The organism is Azospirillum sp. Sh1 (assembly GCF_008365135.1).
Classification (GTDB): Bacteria; Pseudomonadota; Alphaproteobacteria; order Azospirillales; family Azospirillaceae; genus Azospirillum; species Azospirillum oryzae.
In genome coordinates this window covers 86,156-105,048 of sequence record NZ_VTTK01000005.1, presented here as the reverse complement: position 1 = coordinate 105,048, position 18,893 = coordinate 86,156, and the positions used below count along the sequence as shown (strand labels likewise).

At 70.7% G+C, this 18,893-nt stretch carries 21 protein-coding genes; 16 read left to right on the top strand and 5 right to left on the bottom strand.

The window, feature by feature from the left end:
- Nucleotides 1–63 precede the first annotated feature (63 nt).
- The 3 genes from FZ029_RS07655 to FZ029_RS07645 all read left to right on the top strand — a co-directional run bounded on the left by FZ029_RS07655 (nt 64) and on the right by FZ029_RS07645 (nt 3,759).
- A complete protein-coding gene (locus tag FZ029_RS07655; RefSeq protein WP_188051857.1) occupies nt 64–1,155 on the top strand; it encodes a glycosyltransferase in 1,092 nt (363 codons plus the stop codon).
- Nucleotides 1,156–1,314: 159 nt separating this feature from the next.
- Nucleotides 1,315–2,499, top strand: a complete 1,185-nt coding sequence (locus FZ029_RS07650) for a glycosyltransferase family 4 protein (protein ID WP_149268710.1) — start codon at nt 1,315–1,317, stop codon at nt 2,497–2,499.
- A gap of 9 nt (nt 2,500–2,508) precedes the next feature.
- Nucleotides 2,509–3,759, top strand: coding sequence for a glycosyltransferase (locus tag FZ029_RS07645; RefSeq protein ID WP_149268709.1), 1,251 nt, complete (start codon nt 2,509–2,511; stop codon nt 3,757–3,759).
- Here FZ029_RS07645 and FZ029_RS07640 read toward each other — a convergent pair.
- Nucleotides 3,716–4,915, bottom strand: coding sequence for a nucleotidyltransferase family protein (locus FZ029_RS07640; protein ID WP_188051856.1), 1,200 nt, complete (start codon nt 4,913–4,915; stop codon nt 3,716–3,718). The two genes, FZ029_RS07645 and FZ029_RS07640, sit on opposite strands and share 44 nt — an antisense overlap.
- A 142-nt stretch (nt 4,916–5,057) precedes the next feature.
- On the opposite strand from FZ029_RS07640, the gene FZ029_RS07635 reads away from it, so the two are divergent.
- The 4 genes from FZ029_RS07635 to FZ029_RS07620 are packed head-to-tail and all read left to right on the top strand — an operon-like array spanning nt 5,058 to nt 7,592.
- Entirely contained in the window at nt 5,058–5,870 is an 813-nt protein-coding gene (locus FZ029_RS07635; protein WP_188051855.1) for a methyltransferase domain-containing protein, read from the top strand.
- 18 nt (nt 5,871–5,888) lie between these two features.
- A complete protein-coding gene (locus FZ029_RS07630; RefSeq protein ID WP_149268706.1) occupies nt 5,889–6,197 on the top strand; it encodes a PqqD family peptide modification chaperone in 309 nt (102 codons plus the stop codon).
- 16 nt (nt 6,198–6,213) lie between these two features.
- Entirely contained in the window at nt 6,214–7,137 is a 924-nt protein-coding gene (locus tag FZ029_RS07625; RefSeq protein ID WP_149268705.1) for a hypothetical protein, read from the top strand.
- Entirely contained in the window at nt 7,134–7,592 is a 459-nt protein-coding gene (locus tag FZ029_RS07620) for a lasso peptide biosynthesis B2 protein (protein WP_149268704.1), read from the top strand. The genes FZ029_RS07625 and FZ029_RS07620 overlap by 4 nt, the downstream gene beginning before the upstream one ends.
- Here FZ029_RS07620 and FZ029_RS07615 read toward each other — a convergent pair.
- Genes FZ029_RS07615 through FZ029_RS32930 form a run of 3 tightly spaced genes read right to left on the bottom strand, consistent with a single transcriptional unit; the run spans nt 7,556 to nt 10,324 of the window.
- A complete protein-coding gene (locus FZ029_RS07615; protein ID WP_188051854.1) occupies nt 7,556–8,185 on the bottom strand; it encodes a 2OG-Fe(II) oxygenase in 630 nt (209 codons plus the stop codon). The two genes, FZ029_RS07620 and FZ029_RS07615, sit on opposite strands and share 37 nt — an antisense overlap.
- Complete coding sequence (locus FZ029_RS07610) at nt 8,182–10,107, bottom strand: asparagine synthetase B family protein (RefSeq protein ID WP_149268702.1); 1,926 nt, start codon at nt 10,105–10,107, stop codon at nt 8,182–8,184. The genes FZ029_RS07615 and FZ029_RS07610 overlap by 4 nt, the downstream gene beginning before the upstream one ends.
- Nucleotides 10,108–10,147: 40 nt before the next feature.
- A complete protein-coding gene (locus FZ029_RS32930) occupies nt 10,148–10,324 on the bottom strand; it encodes a hypothetical protein (protein ID WP_188051853.1) in 177 nt (58 codons plus the stop codon).
- Nucleotides 10,325–10,805: 481 nt separating this feature from the next.
- Between FZ029_RS32930 and FZ029_RS07605 the strand changes: the two genes are divergently transcribed.
- The 8 genes from FZ029_RS07605 to FZ029_RS07570 all read left to right on the top strand — a co-directional run bounded on the left by FZ029_RS07605 (nt 10,806) and on the right by FZ029_RS07570 (nt 16,245).
- Nucleotides 10,806–11,336, top strand: a complete 531-nt coding sequence (locus tag FZ029_RS07605) for a tail fiber protein (protein WP_149268701.1) — start codon at nt 10,806–10,808, stop codon at nt 11,334–11,336.
- A gap of 30 nt (nt 11,337–11,366) precedes the next feature.
- The gene (locus tag FZ029_RS07600) at nt 11,367–11,912 is read left to right on the top strand and encodes a tail fiber protein (RefSeq protein ID WP_149268700.1); all 546 of its coding nucleotides are present in this window, start codon (nt 11,367–11,369) and stop codon (nt 11,910–11,912) included.
- 16 nt (nt 11,913–11,928) lie between these two features.
- Nucleotides 11,929–12,489, top strand: a complete 561-nt coding sequence (locus FZ029_RS07595; protein ID WP_149268699.1) for a tail fiber protein — start codon at nt 11,929–11,931, stop codon at nt 12,487–12,489.
- 24 nt (nt 12,490–12,513) lie between these two features.
- Entirely contained in the window at nt 12,514–13,032 is a 519-nt protein-coding gene (locus FZ029_RS07590; RefSeq protein WP_211104113.1) for a GNAT family N-acetyltransferase, read from the top strand.
- A gap of 95 nt (nt 13,033–13,127) precedes the next feature.
- On the top strand, nt 13,128–13,427 hold the full coding sequence (locus FZ029_RS07585) for a hypothetical protein (protein ID WP_149268697.1): 300 nt from the start codon (nt 13,128–13,130) through the stop codon (nt 13,425–13,427).
- A 169-nt stretch (nt 13,428–13,596) separates the two neighbouring features.
- Entirely contained in the window at nt 13,597–14,535 is a 939-nt protein-coding gene (locus tag FZ029_RS07580) for a cupin domain-containing protein (RefSeq protein ID WP_188051852.1), read from the top strand.
- Nucleotides 14,536–14,539: 4 nt separating this feature from the next.
- Nucleotides 14,540–15,502 (top strand): hypothetical protein, encoded by a 963-nt coding sequence (locus tag FZ029_RS07575; RefSeq protein WP_149268695.1) that lies wholly within the window; start codon nt 14,540–14,542, stop codon nt 15,500–15,502.
- Nucleotides 15,499–16,245, top strand: a complete 747-nt coding sequence (locus FZ029_RS07570) for a 2OG-Fe(II) oxygenase (RefSeq protein WP_149268694.1) — start codon at nt 15,499–15,501, stop codon at nt 16,243–16,245. Before FZ029_RS07575 ends, FZ029_RS07570 begins: the two co-directional genes overlap by 4 nt.
- A gap of 34 nt (nt 16,246–16,279) precedes the next feature.
- Here the strand turns inward: FZ029_RS07570 and FZ029_RS07565 are convergent, their stop codons facing one another.
- Complete coding sequence (locus FZ029_RS07565) at nt 16,280–16,921, bottom strand: TIGR02466 family protein (RefSeq protein ID WP_149200334.1); 642 nt, start codon at nt 16,919–16,921, stop codon at nt 16,280–16,282.
- A 175-nt stretch (nt 16,922–17,096) separates the two neighbouring features.
- Between FZ029_RS07565 and FZ029_RS07560 the strand changes: the two genes are divergently transcribed.
- A complete protein-coding gene (locus FZ029_RS07560) occupies nt 17,097–18,881 on the top strand; it encodes an ABC transporter ATP-binding protein (protein ID WP_149268693.1) in 1,785 nt (594 codons plus the stop codon).
- Nucleotides 18,882–18,893 lie beyond the last annotated feature (12 nt).

Genomic DNA, 18,893 nt, shown 5'->3' with positions numbered 1-18,893 from the left:
GACGCCTCTGCGCGGCAAGCGGGACCGCCGCATATGGACAGAATCCCGGAGCCTCGCCGACGCATGCGACTGCTGTTTCTCGTCAGTGATGCGTTCGGCGGACATGGCGGCATATCACGCTTCAACCGTGATCTGGCGGCCGCCCTGTCCTCTTCGCCCGACGTCCGGGAACTGGTCATCCTGCCCCGCCGCGCGCCGCACCCGCCGGGACCGCTTCCCCCCCGCACGGTCCAGCGCGCGGCACCGCCGGGAAAACTCGGGTTCGCGGGCGCCGCTCTGCGCGAGGCGGCCGGCGGCTTCGACGTCGTGATCTGCGGCCACATCAACCTGATGCCGGTCGCCGTGCTGGCCCGCCGGATGGCCGGCAAGCTGGCCCGTCGCGGCCGGCCGGCCCGGCTGGCGCTGGTCATCCACGGGGTCGACGCCTGGACGCCGGTGAAGGTTCCCGGCCTCTCCTCCGTCGACATGACCATCGCGGTCAGCCGCTACACGCTCGACCGCTTCCGGGACTGGTCGGACATCGCGGCCGGACGCGGCACGGTGCTGCCCAACACGATCGATCTGTCCGTCTTCACGCCGGGGCCGCGCCCGGCGGCGCTGGAGGAGCGCTACGGCGTGGCCGGCGCGCGCGTGCTGATGGGGCTGGCCCGCCTCGACGCGATGGACCGCGACAAGGGCTTCTACGAGCTTCTGGCGGTGCTGCCGCGGCTGGCCGAACGGGAACCGGGGCTGCGCTACCTCCTGTGCGGCGACGGCACCGACCGCCCGCATCTGGAGGCGGAGGTCCGCCGGCTCGGCCTGACGGAGCGCGTGGTCTTCACCGGCTTCGTGCCCGAGGAGGAGAAGGCCGACCACTACCGCCTTGCCGACGCCTTCGCGCTTTGCGGGCGGCAGGAGGGGTTCGGCATCGTGCTGCTCGAAGCGATGGGCTGCGGGGTTCCGGTGGTCGCCTCGCGGGTGGACGGATCGCGCGAAGCGGTGCTGGACGGCGCCATCGGCGAACTGGCCGACCCCGGCGATCCCGACGATCTGGCCGGAGCGCTGCAGCGCGCCCTGGCCACGCCGCGCCCCTGCGTTCCCGACCTGCTGGCGCCGAGCTTCGGCCGGGATGCCTTCGTCCAGCGGGTGTGGGACGTCCTGTCGCATCTCGCCTGACGTGCCGTCGCCGGCACGGAGAGGCATGGAGGCGATGCTTTCGCGATTCGGATGTGACGGGGAATTGTATCGGCGCCTGCGGTTGGGCATGGTGTCGCCCGTTTCCCCATCAACCACGGGCAGCCACCCGCACGGGATGACGAGCCACCATGAGGCGATATGACTGATCCGGTCCGGCTTGCCTTCCTCACCACCCACCCCGTCCAGTATGCGGCGCCGCTGTTCCGCCGGATCGCCGCCGATCCGGACATCGACCTGACGGTGTTCTATGCCAGCGACCTGACGGTGCGCGAGTTCGCCGATCCCGGGTTCGGGCGCCGGATCGCCTGGGACGTGCCCCTGCTGGACGGCTACCGGTCGGACTTCCTGGAGGCCTGGGGCGGCACCGGGCGGCTCGACCTCCTGCGGCCCTTCAGCCGCGGGCTGGCGCGGCGGCTGAAGGAGGGGCGGTTCGACTGCCTGGCGATCCACGGCTACAGCCGGCCGGTCCATTGGCTGGCCGCCCTGACCGCCCGCCGGCTCGGCATCCGCGTCCTGTTCCGCGACGAGGCCACGCCGATCAGCCGCCGGCGCGGGCCGGTGCGCCGGGCGCTGAAGCGCGTCTTCTTCGCCGCCATCGACCGGCTGGCCGACGGCTGGCTGACGATCGGCAGCCTGAACGCCGCCTATTACCGGCAGCAGGGCGTCGCCGAGGAGAAGCTGTTCGCCTGCCCCTATGCCGTGGACAACGCCTTCTTCCGCAACGCCGCACCGGACGAGGGTCTGCGGCTTCGGCGCGCGATCGGCATTCCGGACGGCGCCCCGGTCGTCCTCTATGCGTCGAAGCTGCAGCGCCGCAAGCATGCCGACCATCTCCTGGCCGCCTTCCAGCAGATGGCCCCGGCACCTGCCAGCGGGCCGCCGCCCCACCTCGTCTTCGCCGGCGACGGGGAACTGATGCCGGAACTGCGCGCCATGGCGGAGGGGATGGACACCGTCCATTTCCTGGGCTTCCAGGGGCAGAAGGATCTGATCGCCTGCTATGCCATGTGCGACGTGTTCGTGCTGCCGTCCTCCTGCGAACCCTGGGGGCTGGTGGTCAACGAAGCCATGAATCTCGGCAAGGCCATCATCGTCAGCGATCAGGTCGGATGCGGCCCCGACCTCGTCCGCCACGGCGAGAACGGATTCGTCGTGCCGGTCGGCGACATCGGGGCGATGGCCAAGGCCCTGGGCGCCCTGTGCGCCGACCCGGACCTTGCCGCGTCGATGGGGCGGCGAAGCCTGGAGATCGTGTCCGGCTGGGATTTCGAGGCGGACCTGCGCGGCATCCGTCAGGCCCTCGGCCTTCCCCCGCGGCCCTGAGGAAACGGCATGTCCGGCAGCGCTTCCCGCCCCTCCTCCTCCCGACAATCTCCCACGGTCGCGATCGTCGTCACCCACATCGCCCCGGCGCGCGGCTATGGCGGCATCGCCGAATGCACGGCGCGCGTCGCCCAGGCCTGGGGCGAGGCCGGGCACGAGGTGATCCTGTGCGCCAGCGACGCATCGGAGGGTGCTCCGCTACGCCCGGATGAGCTGGGGCTGCCCGGCCGGGTGTCGCCGATCCTGTACCGGGCGCGCGGCTGGCCGCGCTGGGGTTTCGGATTGGGGGCGCTGCCGGCGATCTGGACGGCCTGCCACCGGGCGGATCTGGTCTATGTCAGCGGCGTCGCCACCTGGCCGACCAGCATCGCCGGGATCGTCTGCCGGCTGCTGCGGCGGCCCTTCACCGTCGGGGTCCATGGCAGCCTGATGGCGGGCCACGTCGCCTACATACGCGCCCGCAAGCCGCTGAAATGGCTGTTCTACCAGCTGATCACCCTGCCGACCCTGCGCCGCGCCCGCGCCGTCCACGCCACCAGCGCGATCGAGGCCGAGGGCGTGCGCGCCCTGCTTCCCTCCGTTCCCGTCGCCATCGTCCCCAACGCGGTCGACAGCAGGGTCTGGCTGCCCCGGCCCCCGCGCTGGCCGGATGGCGGGCTGGTCATCGGCTATGTCGGACGCCTGTCGCCGGAAAAGGGCATCCTGCCCTTCTTGGAGATCTGGCTGGCGACTCGCCGGCCGGAGGACCGGCTGCTGATCGCCGGAACGGGCGACGGCGACTATGCCGCCCAGGTCTCCGCCCTGGCCGACGGGGCTGGGGGGGCGGTGGAGTGCCTGGGCTACCTGCCGGCCGACGGGGTGGCGGCGATGCTTGCCCGCTGCGACTTCGCCGTCCTGCCGTCCGGGCTGGGGTCCGGCGGGCTGCGGGAGAATTTCGGCAATGTGGTGGTGGAGGCGATGGCCCTGGCCCGCCCCGTCCTGGTCACCAGGGGCATGGCCTGGGACGGGGTGGAGGCGGACGGCACCGGTCTGGTCTTCGACCCCGGCCCGGCCGCCGCCGCCGCCGTCCTGGACCGGGCCCGGTCGCTGACGGCCGAAGCGCGCGCCGCCATGGGCCAGGCCGCCCGCGATTTCGTGGAGCACCGCTTTTCCATCCCCTCGGTCGGAACGGCGCTCTGGGCGGTGGTCACAGGTGATCCGGTCACGGGCGATCCGGTCACGGGCGGCCGCGCGACAGCTCCATCGCCAGAACGCGGATGATGCGGAGCGGAAGCAGCAGGAAACGCATGCCGGAGGACAGCGGGAGGCCGGGATTGTCGCTGTCCGTCGGGCGCAGAAGGGCAAGCAGATACCGGGCCGCCGCCATCCTGCCGCGATAGAGCGACAGGTCCGACCGCAGCACGGCAATGGTCCCCAGCCGGCGCAGCGCCTCGTTCTCCTCCATCGGCGGCAGCGCCCAGATCGCGCCGACGACCGCCTCCGCCCGCCGCAGGACCGGCAGGTCGCCGGACGGACAGGGCGGCGGGACCGGCGGGGAAAGCCCGGTCAGCCCCCGGACCAGCCGCACGGCCATGGCGAGATGGCGTCCGGTGCCGCAACGGGCCGCGACCGCCGCTGCATCTTCCCAATCGGCGGCGGGGCGCCGGGTGGCGGCCACCAGATCGGCGAACCAGTACAGCAGCGACCAGTGATGCCGGGCACCATGATAGGCGGCATAGGCGATGGTGGCGCCGGGAGACAGGGAGCGGACGGTCCGCCCGCCGATGTCCAGTTCGGCGCTCTCGCGGAACGGGTCCAGCGCCCTGGAGGAGAAGACGACGTTCCCCTCGCTCAGCTGCGTGTGCAGTTCCACCGGCGGTCCGCCATCCTCATGGGCGGCGAAGATCGCGTTGACATGCCGGCTCAGCAGGTCGGGCCGGGTGCCGTAGCCGAGCCCGCGCAGCAGCCGCAGCGCCTCGTCCGCCTGGGCCGGACGCACCAGAAGGTCGATGTCCCGGCATGACCGGGCATGGGCGTCGCCGAACAGCCGCACAGCCTGCGCCGGCCCCTTCAGGACCAGAAGATCGACCCCGGCCTGCCGGAAGCACCGGGCGACCTCCAGCATCCTGGCGGTCAGCAGCAGCGAGCGCCGGATCTCCGCCCGCCGCCACTCCGCGATCTCCGTCAGCCAGGCGTCGGGCGCGCCGGGCAGGAAAGCCCGGTCCATCAGCGGGGCCAGGCGATGGTAGCGCGCGAGACAGCCGACCTCCCGCCAGTCCGGGTCGGCGGGAAGCGGATGCGCCCGGCCGCCGAAACGGGCGGACAGGGCGGCGACCAGATACCGCTGCGCCGGCGGCAGGTCCGCCACGGAAAAACCGAGGCCGGCCGTCCTGTCAGCCGTTTCCGTGCCCGCCGCTCCCATAGCTGCCCCTGCCATGCCGATCCACTCGTTTCCCTCGGCGGCTGCGGAAATCTTCCCGCACCGCCGGAAACGCACAATCGCGGTGCAACTGCTACACTCGCAACAGTTATGTGGCTTCTCCTCTGCCGGAAAGCTCCTGGACGGAAAGGATCCTTGCATGACGGGAAGCCGTTGCCTGTGGAAGCGGATGCGCCGGATTTTGGGCCGGATGCCGGGCGGCGGCCATCTCGTCGCTTTCCGCCGGTTCCTCCGGGGCACCGACGCCCGATATGCGAGCTTGCGGCGGCGCGCGGTGCCCGGACTTTTCCAGCCCTTCGCCACGACCGAGTTGGACCGCTATCCGGACCTGTTCCGCTACGTCCTGCTGCGGCTGGGCAACGGTCCCGGCCTCCGCCTGCTGTCCTTCGGCTGCTCGACGGGGGAGGAGGTGTTCAGCCTGCGCCGCTACTTTCCAAGCGCCGTCATCCGCGGCCTGGACATCAATCCCCGCAACATCGCCCGTTGCCGCATCGCCCACCGCCGCTCCGCCAATGGTTCCGATGACGGACCCGACGACCGGCTGTCCTTCGCCCTGGCGTCCGATGCCGGGGGAGAACCGGCGGAAAGCTATGACGCGGTCTTCGCCATGGCCGTCTACCGTCATGGCGAACTGGGGAGCTTTCCGCCGCGTTGCGGCCACCTGATCCGTTTTGCCGCCTTCGAGGAGTCGGTGGCGGGGCTGGCCGCTTGCCTGAAGCCCGGCGGCCTTCTGGTGCTGCGCCATGCCAATTTCCGCTTCGCCGACACGGCCGCCGCCGCCGGCTTCGAGCTGCTGCTGGAGGGTGAACAGCATCCCGATACCCCGGTCTACGGGCGGGACGAGACGCTGCTGCGGCCGCTTCCTCTGCGCGAAGGCGTCGTTTTCCGGAAACGGGCGTCGGAGCCCGCATCCGTTCCAGCCGCTTCTTTCACCGAACCGGGTATGGCATAACCCCCAGGATTGCACGCCATGGTCGAGGACCGGATGGAAACGCTCACCCCACTGTCACATTCCACCCTGCTGATCCGCAGCGATGACATCCTGGCCGCGGAGCTGGACGGCGAGACCGTGCTGCTGAAGATCGAGCGCGGAGCCTATTTCGGTCTGGACGACATCGGCGGGGAGGTCTGGCGCCTTCTGGAAACGCCGCTGGCCGCCGGCGACCTGTACGGCGCCCTGTCCGGACGGTACGACGCCGATGCGGCCACGATCGAAAGCGACCTGGCGCCGGTGCTTGTCGAGATGATGGGCGAGGGGCTGATCCGGGTGGCGGCCTGAAGCCGGGACCGGGGTGATGGGCACCTCCTATTCCGTCCTGGGCCTGCGGCTGGACAGCGAGGTTCCCCTGCCGGAACTGCCGGTTTGGACCGGTGACGGGACCGGCGATGGGGCCGGGCCCGCCGACGTGACCGTCCGGCTGGGCTCCCCCGCCCTGCGCGCCATCCCCTTCGTGTCGGGTGCCGAGGCCGACGTGGCGGCGGACGGAACCGTGCGGGTGGAGGGGAACGGCGTCGGCACCTTCCTGGTGCGGAACGGGTCCGAGATCCTGGTTGACGCCCGGACGCCGGTCGCCGACCCCGCCCTGCGCGCCTATGTGCTGGGCAGCGCCCTGGCGGTGATCTGCCACCAGCGGGGGGTGTTGCCGCTGCATGCGGCGGCGCTCGCCTCCCCCCGTGGGATCATCCTGCTGGTGGGGGAGAGCGGGGCCGGCAAGTCCACCCTGTCCGCCGCACTGACGGCGCGGGGGTTGGGGCTGGTGGCGGAGGATCTGGCGCCCCTGTCCTGGACCGACGAGGCCCGTCCGCCGCTGGCGCTGCCCAGCGTTCCGCGGCTGAAGCTGTCCCCGGAGGCGCTGCGGCGGCATGGCCATGCGCCGGACACCCTGCCCGAGCTGCCCGGTTCCGGCGGCAAGCGGGCCCTGCATCTGCCCCTGGCCCCGGCGGGCGAAGTCGTCGCCGTCTGCCACCTTCACAAGGCCGTGCCCGGAGATGAGCCGCATCTGGAACCGATGGACGGCATGGCGGTCCTGGCGTCGCTGCAACGCAACGTGCTGCACTGGCCGACCGCGCTCGACCTAGGGCGCGGGCCGGCGGTCTTCCGGCGGCTGGCCCTGCTGTCGCGACAGGTCCCGCACCGGTGCCTGCGGCGGCTGGAGGGGCTGAACCGGCTGGAGGAGACGGCGGCCCTGGTGCTCCGCCTGGCGGAGGGGGGCGCGTGAGCCCGCACGCGCTGCCTTACCGGCTCTGGCGCCGCAGGGCGGATCTTCCCCTTCTGCTGGAGGCCGCCGCCGGGTTGGGGCTGGCCTGGGCGGCCATGCGTCTGGTGCCGTTCGGACGGCTGGCCGCGTGGCTGCATCCGCGGGTGCGCCGCCGTGCCTCGCCACCGCCGGCAGCGGCAGAGGTGGCGCGGGTGGCCTGGGCCGTCACCGTCGCGGCGCGGCTGGTGCCCTGGCCGGCCGTCTGCATCCACCAGGGAATCGTCGCGCAGCGCCTCCTGGCCCGGCGCGGCATCCCGGCGGAGCTTTATTACGGGGTGAGGTCGGCCCCCGGCACCGGCGATATCCCCACCGATATCCTCGCCCATGTGTGGGTCCGCGCGGGCGGGCTGGACGTGGTGGGGCACGAGGTGGCGGGCGATTACGTGACGCTGGCCAGCTTCCCGTCCCGTCGGTGACCGGCCGGCGCCTGCCGCCGGATCCAGATGTTGACGGCATAGCGCAGGTCGCCCGGTTCGTCGCCGGAACAGGAGACCGGCATCACCTGATGCGCCAGGAAGGAGGGAAAGGCCACGGCCAGACCGTGTTCCGGCTCCACATCCACCGGCCCGTGATCGCCGCCGATGGGAAACAGGCGCAGGGCGCCGCCACCGAACCTTTTGGGCAGGACGTGCAGATAGAGGACGATGGTCACCACCCGGCTGGCCGCCGCCGCATACTCTCCCACGAAGGTGTCGATGTGACGGTCATAATGGCCGCCGTCGCCATAGGCGGCGGCCTGGACCTCGACCTCTCCCGGCGTGAAGGCGGGCAGGCCGAGACGGGGCGCCAGGGCGGGAAGCTCCCGCAGGGCCCGGTCCCTGAGCGCGTGCGCGGCCTCGTCCAGATCCAGCAGCGCAAGGCCGTTGCGGATGCCCGCATCCAGCCGGCCGCCGACCAGTCTTCCGGCTTCGAACTCCGCCCGGCGGGACCGGAGCAGGGCCAGCAGATCGTCCCTTGGCCCCGCTTCCAGGAAGCCGGGCAGCAGGACATGGGGGGCGCGTGGGGTCATGGCGTTGCTTCCCATTCGGATGGCGCCGCGGGGCGGTTGCCCTGGTCGAACTGGCGCAGGAAGCGGGAGACGCCCAGGGCATGGCACAGCGTCCCCAGATAGACCGCCCGCATGGCGTGGCTGTCCCACCCGCGATCCGGCCACTGGTCCACCAGCCGGCGCAGCCGGGGAACGTCCAGGAAGTGGCGGGCCAGCGGGCTCGCCTCCATCCAGGCGATCTCGGCCTCGATGTCGGCGCGGGCCTCGTGCAGGCGGTCGGGCCAGTCGGCGGACTGGATCGACTTCTGCCGGGTCGCCACCACCGTGTCCGGGACCAGCCCGCGCATCAGGTCACGGGCGATGGCCCGGGTCTCTCCCGTCTCCAGGTCGAGATACCGGTCGTCGGGGATGGACAGGCACAGCTCCACCACGCGGCGGTCGGCGGTGGGATCGCGCACGTCGACGCCGCTGACGCGGCGGACCCCGGCCGCGACCCCGGGATCCCCCAGCATCGCCACCCGCCAGGACCGGCCGTCGCCGCGCATGGCCCGGACATCCTCGTGCGCGCCCGCCAGCAGGCGGTCGAGGACGCCCGTCCGCCGGGCGGTTTCGGGGTTCAGCGCCAGATCGTCCAGCCCGGTGGGGGCGCGGCGGCCGGTCAGCCGCTTCGCCATCCGCACCGGGGCGGGCGGGACCCAGGGCGCCAGGGCATGGTTGGCCAGCCCCAGCCGGGTCGGGTTCCCGTGACGGCCGAGGCTCCACACCGCCCTTGCCAGCGAGACGAACCGGCCGGCCCCGGCGAGGGCGCACAGATGGTACAGGCCGTGATAGCTGAAGGTGACGTTGCCGGCCCCGCCTTCCAGCAGGACGGGGATGCGGCGGCGGCGCACGTCGCGCAGGATGGCGCCCGACCAGATCCCGTTGGGGGACATCCGCTCCACCTGTTCGTAGGTCAGGCGGCGGCGGTCGCAGTCGGCGAACAGGGAGCCCTGGTTCCCCGGCACCCGCACATGCTCCACGTTCGCGAACCGGGCGGCCAGGGCGGCGGCCAGATCCCCTTCGTCCGTCAGCAGGCCGGGATAGGCGTCGGGGGGGATGGTCCGGGCCGGCACCCCGGTATAGGCCACCAGCCTGCGTCCCTGCCGGGCCAGAATCCGCGCCGCCAGGGCGGTGACGGCGCCGCTGTCGAAGCCGGCGCTCAGCTCGGCCGCCACCGGGCCGAAGGGCGGCAGGCTGAAGGCGACGGCTTTTTCCAGGGTCTCCGTCACGGCGGCGACATGGTCCGCCCGGCTGGCGAGCCGCAGGGTCGGGATGCGGTCGGGATGCCAGTGGCGGTGCTCGCGCACGGTGTCGTCGGCGATGACGGCCGCATGACCCGGCAGCACCCGGCGGATCCCGGCATAGCCGGTGGCGGAACCGGTGACCGGCAGCTCCGCGATGGACAGCGCCAGCGTTTCCATGTCCGGCGCCGGCGTCACCTCCGGGTCGGTCAGCAGGGCCGACGGCATCGGCGCGAACAGCCATCGCCCGGCCGACCGGGTGTAATGCAGGGGCTCCACGCCCATGCTGTCGCGGACAAGGACCAGGCGGCGGGCGGCGGCGTCCCAGATGGCGCAGGCCAGGGTTCCCGGCACCCGGTCGGCGAAATCAAGCCCCCAGGCCCGGTAGGCCAGCAGCAGCAGGGTGGCGACGTCTTCCGGCCCGGTGGAGGAGAGATTCAAGGCGGACCGCAGTTCCGCGGTCCCGTACAGCCGTGCCCGCCCCGCCAGCAGAAGGTCGGGTCCCAGGCTTGCCAGCACCGCTCCGGGGCCGGCGGCCAGACGCAACGGTCCGGACTCGGCCGTCCTGATCCGCCCCGAATCCAAACCGCCCACGGCGACGGCGCGGTCCAGGTCGAACGGCGCCGGGGCTGCGCCCGTGCCGAGGCTGCCGGCGAAACTCATCGCGGGGCGTTTTCAGATCGGAAAGGCGCCGCCTTCCCGCTCAGCTTGCCCGGCGGAGACCGCCGCCGCCGTCGAGCGGTCCGGCTGCTGTAGTGGTTTGTGCGGAATAGGCGTCGAAGCGGCGGAGGGCCGGCTTGTGCCAGGGCATGCGGCGTCCCTGCCCCTCAATGGTATCGGCATCGGCCTTGCCGGGCACCTTCTCGTCCATCCGATCCATGGCGGCACCATCCCTCGTATAACAGCTTCCGGTTGCCCGTCAGCCGTTCCGTTGCGATCCATCGACAACCGGATTTAGGCCAAACCATCCAAGTTGTCTAGCTGATAGCGGCCGGTGGGGCCGGTCTGCTTCCCAGGATTGGACACCTGTGCATCGGCACAGCCGCAGGCGTCGCCCTCGTCAGCCCCCTCATATGCCGGCGGATGCGGTGGCGTTTCCCATTTCGGATTTCGCCGTCTGAATGCGCAACCGCGAATCACGCGGAGAACGTCCATGCCGCAAAGCAAAACGGCTCGTTATAATGCTTCCTTGTTCGGGAAATATCAATTCTTCGGACCTGTTTTCGCGCGTACACCATTGTTGGTCGTGATAATCATATGATTTTCTTGCGAGTTATGCTTGGGTGGCATATGCCTATCAGTGGCTGGGGTTCGCTGATCCGCTGGCCGAACGAACGGCCCCGAAATTTCGAGGAGGAAGCATGAGTGACTTTTTCTTAGGCGAGATTCGCGCCTTCAGCTTCAGCTGGGCGCCGGATTGGTGGGCCCAGTGCAATGGCCAGATCATGACCATCCAGCAGAACCAGGCGCTCTACGCCCTGCTCGGCGTCACCTTCGGCGGCAACGCCACGACCAACTTCCAGCTTCCCGACATGCGCGGCCGCGGGGCCTACGGCGCGGCGAACGTGGCCGGACAGCAGCGCGGCAACAAGTTCGGCAGCGAGGGCGTGACGCTGACGACGACCCAGATCCCGCCGCACACGCATACCCTCAACGCCACCACGACGGGCGCCGACACCCCCGACCCGACCGGCGGCATCATGGCGCAGTTCGCCCAGACAGATAACGGCCAGCCGGCGCCCGCCGGCTACGGCCCCCTGAACACGCCGGTGCCGCTGAACGCCGGACTGGTCGGGGTGAACGGCGGCGGCCAGACACATTCCAACATGCAGCCCTTCACGGTGGTGAACTTCTGCATCGCCACCCAGGGCTTGTTCCCGTCACGCCAGTGACTTCCCGCCACAGGTAAATGAGGTAACGACATGTCGGACGCCTATGTTGGCGAAATCCGCCTCTTCGCGGGATCGTTCGCGCCGAATGGCTGGCATCTCTGCGATGGCACCGTTCTTACCGTTCAGGGCAACGAGGCCCTCTTCTCGCTGATCGGGGCAACCTATGGCGGGAACGGCTCCACCAACTTCGCCCTTCCCGATCTGCGCGGGCGTGTTCCGATCCATATGGGTCAGGGAGCGGGCCTGACGAACCGCGTCATCGGCCAGACCGGAGGGGCGGAGACGGTCGCCCTGACCACCGCCCAGTTGCCGACCCACACGCACAATCTGGTGGCCAGCAGCAGCCCCGCGACCTCCACGACCCCTGGCGGCACCCTCGGACTGGCGACAACGACCACCTCCGGGTGGGGCCTGTATTATGCCGGCAACACTCCCACGGCCGATGTCCAGATCGCGCCGATGGCGTCAACCGCGGTGGGCGTCACCGGCAACGGCGCGGCTCATGCGAACATGATGCCGTCCCTTGTACTGACCTACATCATCTGCCTGCTCGGCACATACCCCACGCGGGCTTAAGGAGAGGACACGAACCATGGATTGCTTCATCGGTGAGATCCGCTTCTTCCCTTACACCTTCACTCCCATGGACTGGGCTGCCTGCAATGGTCAGCTTCTGCCTCTCTCGCAGAACCAGGCGCTGTACTCCCTGATCGGCCTGACCTTTGGCGGCAGCCTCAACGCAAATACCGTGGGCTTGCCGAACCTGATCCAGCGCGTGGCCATCGGTTCCGGCACCGGTCCCGGCCTGACGGCCCGGAGCTGGAGCCAGCAGGTCGGTGCGGCGACGGTGACCCTGAACTCGACCCAGATTCCGGCCCACACCCACACGCTGAACGGCACCATCAACCTCCAGGCGACCCCGACGATCACCGCGGCGCCCGCCGCCGGTTCGTGGTTCACCTACATGAACAAGCCGGCGGCACCTGCCGACGTCAGCAGCAGCTATATGTCCAGCAACCCCACGCCCAACACGACGTTGGCGCCGACCTCGATCGCGTCCGTCGGCAACGGTCAGGCCCATGACAACAACCAGCCGGTGCTTTGCCTGATGCCGTGCATCGCCACCAACGGCGAATATCCGGTGCGTTCGTAACAGCAGATGCAGGAACCTATCCCCGTGGGCCATCTGGCCCTGCCGGAGGAACTTCGGGCGCAGGCGGTCGGCCTGCGCCCGGAGAGGTCCGACGATGCCGCCTTCATGGACCGGCTCTATGTCTCGACCCGATGGGAAGAGATGACGGTCACCGGCTGGCCGGACGACCAGAAGCTGGCCTTCCTCCACCAGCAGCGCCAGTATCAGGCAAGCCACTACGCCACCCATTATCACGACGCCCAATTCGACGTGGTGGAGGTGGCGGGCGTGCCGGCGGGCCGGCTGTATCTGCTGCGGCTCCCCAACGATTATCGCATCGTCGACATTTCCCTGTTGCCGGAATACCGGAACCGGGGCATCGGCGGCGCCCTGATGCGGAGCGTGGCCGAAGAGGCCCACGCCAAGGGCATCAAGGTCAGCATCCATGTGGAGGTGGTCAACCCCGCGCAGACCCTCTACCGCCGGCTGGGATTCGTCGAGTGCGAGAACAAGGGCGCCTATCTGCTGATGGAATGGCCCCCCCGGTCCCCGTCTCCGCCCTGATCCCTGCGGCGCCCCCTCCCAAACCCAATGTCACGGAACCGGATCGATCCATGTCTCCAGAACCCATGTCTCCAGAAACCGCGTCCGCGGAACCCGTGTTTCCAGATCTGAAGCTCGAGGATTTCGCCCCCTATGTGGGCAAGGTGTTCAACGTGGTGGCCGAGGGGTATCACCCCTATCCGCTGACCCTGGTTTCGGCGACCGCCATTCCCAACAGGTCCACCCTGGCGATGACCCGGCCGCCCTTCGACCTGCGCTTCACCGGTCCGGGACCCGGCTATCTGCCGCAGGACACCTGGGGCCTGGAGCACCCGACCCTGGGCGTCGTGCCGGTCTGCATCATTCCCCGTGCCCAGAATGCCGACGGCTACGACTATCAGGCGACCTTCTACTGACACCTGCGGTCCATCGGCGACCCCGCCGGGGACGAGGCGCCGCAGGCGCCCTTCCCCGGCCCCCTTCCCCGGCCCCCCTTCCCCGGCGCACGCCCCGGTGGTAGCAGTGTGGCGGCAGGCGCCGGATCGCGCGCCGGACGGATCACGCGCGGCGTGCGGGGCGAAGCATATGGATCTGACGGAGTTTCTAGGGGGAACGCCCCCGGACCGGATCATCGCGGCGATGGCGGAGCGGACGCTGCTGCATCTTCCGCAGGTCCATGCTTCCCCGACCTCTCCCGACAGGCCCCGCCTGCCCTTCGGCTGGCCGGACTTCGTCGAAGCGCTGAACCTCTACCGTCCGGATTCGCCCGACATCCGCATCACCAAGGCCGGAACCCTGGTCAACACCAGCCTCCTGCACCCCGCGACCGGGGCGAACCGCATTGACGGCGCCGCCTTCGAAGCTCTCGCGCGGCAGGGGATCAGCATCATCCTGAACCGGATGGAATGCCGGCTGCCCATGCTGGACGGCCTCAGGCGGTCGGCGGAGCGGATGTTCGGCATGGCCGTCACCATCGGCTGCATCGCCACCTTCGGCAAGGGCGGCGCGCTGAAGGCCCATTACGATCCCGAGGACATCCTGCTGTTCCAGGTGGAGGGGGCCAAGCACTGGGACATCATCGGCGCCCCGACCACGCCGCCGCCCGGCGACAGGGTTGTGGAAAGGCTGCCGGACAAGCGGGTCGTCTCCTCCTTCACCGTGCGCGCCGGCGATGCGATGCTGCTGCCCTGGGGGCTGGGCCACTGCTGCGACTGCCTGGAGCCGTCGCTGCATCTGGGCATCGTCTTCAAGGCCCCGATGGCGTCCGCCTATCTGTCCTGGCTGCTGACCAAGGCCGAGGCCGATCCCCGCTTCCGGCCCGGGCCGCCCATCGGCTCCCCTCCGGAAGACCAGGCGCGCTTCGACGCCGGGCTGGAGACGCTGGTGAAGGATCTGATGGCCGCGCACCCGCCCGCCGCATGGCGGTCCCACCTCGCGCGCCGGATCGCCGGCAGCCCGGTGACGGTGGACCGGCTTCCCCTCGGGCTTCCCCTGGGCATCCCGGTCCGCCGGGAAGAAGGCTGAGCCGTTGGCCGTCTCCTACGAGCTGTGCGGGCTGCGGCTTTCGTCCGACCTCGCCTTGCCCGAACTGCCCGCGATCCTGTTGGAAGATCGGCCGCCCGACTTGCGGGTCCGTCTTGGTGCGGCCCCCCGCCCCTCCGCCACGGCCGCCAGCGACCCGCATGGACTGATCCTGCCCGACGGCGGCTTCTGGGCGGAAGAGCCCGGCGTGGCCCGGTTCCGGGTGGAGGCCGGCCGGCAGGTGACCGTCGATCCCCTGCTGCCCGCCGACGATCCGGAGGTCCGCTGCCACCTGTACGGCACCATGCTGGGCGTGCTTTGCCATCAGCGCGGCCTGCTGCCGCTGCACGGCACGGCGGTGGTGCGGGACGGCAGGGCGCTGCTGCTCACCGGCGGACGCAACACCGGCAAGTCGATCCTGGCCTATGCCCTGGCGGGCCGGGGCGCCGCCCTTCTGGCCGACGACGTGGCCGTGCCCGCGGCGGACGGACTGCGCGACGGAACCGCCCCCCGGCTGCTGCCCGGCCTGCCCACCCTCCGGCTTTCGGCGGAGACCATCGCCGGCCTCGGCATTCCCATGGCCCGCGCCCTGCCCGTCGCCGACGGCAAGCACGCCCTGCCCGGCCTGGTGCCGGTTTGGCGCGAACCGGCGCCGCTGGCCGCGGTGGTGGAACTGGCGCCGGGCATGCCGGGGATGGAGGCGGGAGCAGGCGTCCGTCTCGACCGTCTTGACCGGGTCCAGGCGGCGGTACTCCTGTCCCGCAACACCTTCCGCGGGCGGATCGGCAATCACCTGGGCCGGGGCCGCGCCCTGCTGGCGGCGGCGGCGGCCCTGGCGGCGGCGGTCCCCTGCTGGCGGCTGCGGTGTCCTGCGGACGCGCTCATGCCGGGGGCGGGACCGGGAGTGGAGCCGGTGCCGGAACTGGTGGCCGACATGGTGGAACGGGCTTGGCGCGAGGACACGAGATGAAGCTGGAACATTGGATCGACCCCCGCTGGCTTGAGCCGGCCACCCGGCGCGAGCTTGCCGCCCGCTTCGCCGCCGATCCGCTGGACAGTCTGGCGATCGACGGGCTGCTGCGCCCCGACCGGCTGGAAGGCCTGCGCCGCCTGTTCACGGTCGAGGGGCGTTTCGTGGAGGAGTTCTGCCGCAAGGCGCAGGCCGACGATCCCTCGCGTCAGGAGGTTGCCGTCTCCGAGGAGAGCTTCCGGAGCCTTCCCGAGGAGCAGCGGGCTTCGGTGGAAGCCCTGCTGGCCGGCCCCATGCCGGGTTTCGAGCTCGACCGGGGCATGCTCTGCCATCTGGGCTTCTCGGTCCTGCTGAACTCCCCGGAATTCCACGCCTTCCTGGAAAGCGTGACGGGGATCGAGCCCGGAGAGGTGCTGGGGGTGATGACGCGCCGCTTCGGCCCCGGCCATTTCCTGACGCCGCATTCGGACAGCACCGACGGCCGCCGCCTCTGCGCCGTCTTCTATGTCTCCGACGGCTGGCAGCCCGCCTATGGCGGCCGCTTCCGCCATTATCCGGGGACCGGCGATCCGGTGGAGGTCGCTCCGCTGGGCAACCGCCTGCTGCTGTTCCGGCCGCTTCCCCACCGGGTCCACGACGTGGAGATGCTGAGCCCGGCGGCCGGCGGCTGGCGGCGCTGCGCCTATACGATCTGGTACGGCCGCAAGGAGGAGAAGGCCAAACCGGCGACCGGCGCCGGCTGAAGCCCCGACGTCAGCGCCAGCTGAAATTGAAACGTCAGCGCCAGCTGAAATTGAAGCTGATGGAGACGCGCCGCTCCTCCGCGCGGTTCAGCGTCACCTCGTGGCGCAGCCAGCTTTCCCACATCAGCAGGGAGCCGGGCCGGGGAACCACCCCCACATGGCTGCGGGATTCCCGCGCGCACCCCTCCCTGCGGGGCGGGGCGCCCATCATCAGGGGCAGGCGCGGATCCTCGAAGCTGATGGTGCTGGCCCCTGGCGGCACGGAAACATAATAGGTGCCGCTGAGCACGCTGAGCGGGTGCAGGTGCGAGCCGTGGAAGCCGCCGGGATTCAGGATGTTGATCCACAGGCTGCTCATCGCCAGCCGGCGCTTGGTGCCCAGATCCCAATCCAGCATGCGGGCGAAGCGCTGGGCGTGCGTCCCGGCGATCTCCGACAGCCGTCCGACCGCGGCGTAGCGCCGGGCCAGATCGTCGATGGACTCGAAGGACGTGTAGCCGGTGTAGCCGTTCCGCTCCGACCAGGCGCGCCCTTCCGCATCCACCGCCTCCGCATCCAGGCAGGCGGCCAGCAGCGCGGCGTTCAGATCGGGCTCATCCGCGATCTCCGCCCGGTACAGGCGGGTTGCAAAGAGGAACTCGACCGGCGGTGCGAGGAGCGGGGAGACATCGGCCATGGCTTCGGCATAGTGTACACCACGTGATACTGTCAACGCAGGATGGGTGCGTCATTTGCTCTCTCTCGCGGATCGATTGCCGATCCCGGCGCCGGGACGCGTTGACCGGGATGCTCCTGCCCGTCCAGGAGTTCGATGTCGGCCCCCATGCGAAGCCTGAAGGCGAAGTCCGAACATGCGCAGTCTGAAGGCGAAGCCGCTGCTGTTCCGCCGCTTCCTGCGGCTGGCGGCGGAACTGCATGATTTCACCGGCGGCAGGCTGATCCTCGTCGCGATCCTGGCGGCCGTCGCGGCGGCGGCGGAGGGAATCGGCATCCTGCTTCTGGTGCCGCTGCTGGCGTCGCTGGGGCCATCATTGGGGCCATCACTGGGGGAAAACGGCCCGGCGGCGCTACCCTCCATCCTCGGTCTGCCGCTGCCGGCGCTGCGGCTGGAATGGATTCTCGGCGCCTATGTCCTTCTGGTCTCGGCGGCGGCGGCGGTCCTCGCCTGGCGCCAGCTGGTTTCGGCCCGGCTGCGCATCGACTTCATCCGGCATCTGCGCCGGCGGCTGCATGCGGCCATCCTCGGCATGGAATGGGGTCGCTTCAGCCGGCAGCGCGGCGCGGCGCTCACCCACACCCTGATCCAGGACGTGGATCAGGCCGATCTGGCCGTGGAGTTCCTGCTGACCCTGGCGGGAACCTCCATGCAGCTTCTGAGCGGGCTTGCCGTCGCCCTGGCGCTGTCCCCCTGGGCGGTGCTGCTCTGCCTGGGGGCCGTGCTGGCCGCAGCGCCCCTGGGCTGGGTGCTGGACCGCCGCCTCTACCGGCTGGGACAGGAGACGGGATGGGCCTGGCAGGAGTTGCAGGCGACGGTGGGGGAGGATGTGTCGTCCTTCCGGCTCATCAAGGCCTTCGACCTCACCGCCACGCGCGAGCGGATGTTCGACGCCCGTCTGGAAATGGTGAACGACCGCGAACTGCACTGGCGCCGGATGATGGCGGCCGTCGCCGTGGCGCGGCGCGTGGTCGCCGCCTCGGCGGCGGCGGGCATCGTGCTGCTGCTGGTCCGCGGCTTCGGAATGGCGCTGCCGGAAACGCTGGCGGTCATGGCGGCCATGGCCAGGGTCCTGATGGTCACCGGCCGGCTGGCCGACGGCTGGCGCAGCGTGGTCCATGCCCTGCCGGCCCATGCCCGCGCCCGGGCCTTGCTGTCCCGCGCCCGCAACGCCGCCGAACCGCCGGTCGATGAAAGGGTGGAGCCGCCGGCGGGCGACATCGCCATCGCGCACGTCACCCTGCGCCATGCGCCCGACCGGCCGCCCGCCCTGCTGGACGTCAGCGCCCATATCCCGCATCGCAGCCTGACCGTTCTGGTTGGCCCGTCCGGATCCGGGAAGTCCACCCTGGGCGATCTGCTGCTGGGCCTGGTCGAGCCGGACCAGGGGGAGATCCGGGTGGGAGGGCGGCCTTTGCGGGGCGCGGTCCGGCGCGCCTGGCGGCGGCGGGTCGCCATGGTGCCGCAGGACCCCGTGCTGTTCCACGACACCATCCGTGCCAACCTGATGCTGGCCGGCGACGACACGACGGAGGCGGATCTGTGGGCCGCCCTGGCCGACGCCGGCGCCGCGGACTTCGTCCGCCGCCTTCCCGCCGGTCTGGAGACCGTGGTGGGGGAGCGTGGGGCAGCCCTGTCCGGCGGCGAGCGCCAGCGACTCGCCCTGGCGCGCGCCCTGCTGCGCCGGCCCGACATGCTGGTCCTGGACGAGCCGACCAGCGCCCTGGACGGGACGGGAGAGACCCACGTGCTGGCGACGTTGCAGGCGCTGCGGCGGCGGATGACCATCCTCTTGATCTCCCATCGCCCCGTTCCCGGCGGCCACGCCGATCTTCTGCTCCGGCTCGACCAGGGGACGATCCAACCCGGCGGCGCTCCCCGGAGTGCAGTATCCGACACGCTCCGGAGCCGGAGCGTTTGACCAGGAGAAAAG

What these genes read in the sequence shown, in the direction of transcription:
- FZ029_RS07655 (WP_188051857.1), top strand. Translation starts at nt 64, where the DNA reads ATGCGACTGCTGTTTCTCGTCAGTGATGCGTTCGGCGGACATGGCGGC.
- FZ029_RS07650 (WP_149268710.1), top strand. Translation starts at nt 1,315, where the DNA reads ATGACTGATCCGGTCCGGCTTGCCTTCCTCACCACCCACCCCGTCCAG.
- FZ029_RS07645 (WP_149268709.1), top strand. Translation starts at nt 2,509, where the DNA reads ATGTCCGGCAGCGCTTCCCGCCCCTCCTCCTCCCGACAATCTCCCACG.
- FZ029_RS07640 (WP_188051856.1), bottom strand. Translation starts at nt 4,915, where the DNA reads ATGGCAGGGGCAGCTATGGGAGCGGCGGGCACGGAAACGGCTGACAGG.
- FZ029_RS07635 (WP_188051855.1), top strand. Translation starts at nt 5,058, where the DNA reads ATGACGGGAAGCCGTTGCCTGTGGAAGCGGATGCGCCGGATTTTGGGC.
- FZ029_RS07630 (WP_149268706.1), top strand. Translation starts at nt 5,889, where the DNA reads ATGGTCGAGGACCGGATGGAAACGCTCACCCCACTGTCACATTCCACC.
- FZ029_RS07625 (WP_149268705.1), top strand. Translation starts at nt 6,214, where the DNA reads ATGGGCACCTCCTATTCCGTCCTGGGCCTGCGGCTGGACAGCGAGGTT.
- FZ029_RS07615 (WP_188051854.1), bottom strand. Translation starts at nt 8,185, where the DNA reads ATGACCCCACGCGCCCCCCATGTCCTGCTGCCCGGCTTCCTGGAAGCG.
- FZ029_RS07610 (WP_149268702.1), bottom strand. Translation starts at nt 10,107, where the DNA reads ATGAGTTTCGCCGGCAGCCTCGGCACGGGCGCAGCCCCGGCGCCGTTC.
- FZ029_RS32930 (WP_188051853.1), bottom strand. Translation starts at nt 10,324, where the DNA reads ATGGATCGGATGGACGAGAAGGTGCCCGGCAAGGCCGATGCCGATACC.
- FZ029_RS07605 (WP_149268701.1), top strand. Translation starts at nt 10,806, where the DNA reads ATGAGTGACTTTTTCTTAGGCGAGATTCGCGCCTTCAGCTTCAGCTGG.
- FZ029_RS07600 (WP_149268700.1), top strand. Translation starts at nt 11,367, where the DNA reads ATGTCGGACGCCTATGTTGGCGAAATCCGCCTCTTCGCGGGATCGTTC.
- FZ029_RS07595 (WP_149268699.1), top strand. Translation starts at nt 11,929, where the DNA reads ATGGATTGCTTCATCGGTGAGATCCGCTTCTTCCCTTACACCTTCACT.
- FZ029_RS07580 (WP_188051852.1), top strand. Translation starts at nt 13,597, where the DNA reads ATGGATCTGACGGAGTTTCTAGGGGGAACGCCCCCGGACCGGATCATC.
- FZ029_RS07570 (WP_149268694.1), top strand. Translation starts at nt 15,499, where the DNA reads ATGAAGCTGGAACATTGGATCGACCCCCGCTGGCTTGAGCCGGCCACC.
- FZ029_RS07565 (WP_149200334.1), bottom strand. Translation starts at nt 16,921, where the DNA reads ATGGCCGATGTCTCCCCGCTCCTCGCACCGCCGGTCGAGTTCCTCTTT.
- FZ029_RS07560 (WP_149268693.1), top strand. Translation starts at nt 17,097, where the DNA reads ATGCGCAGTCTGAAGGCGAAGCCGCTGCTGTTCCGCCGCTTCCTGCGG.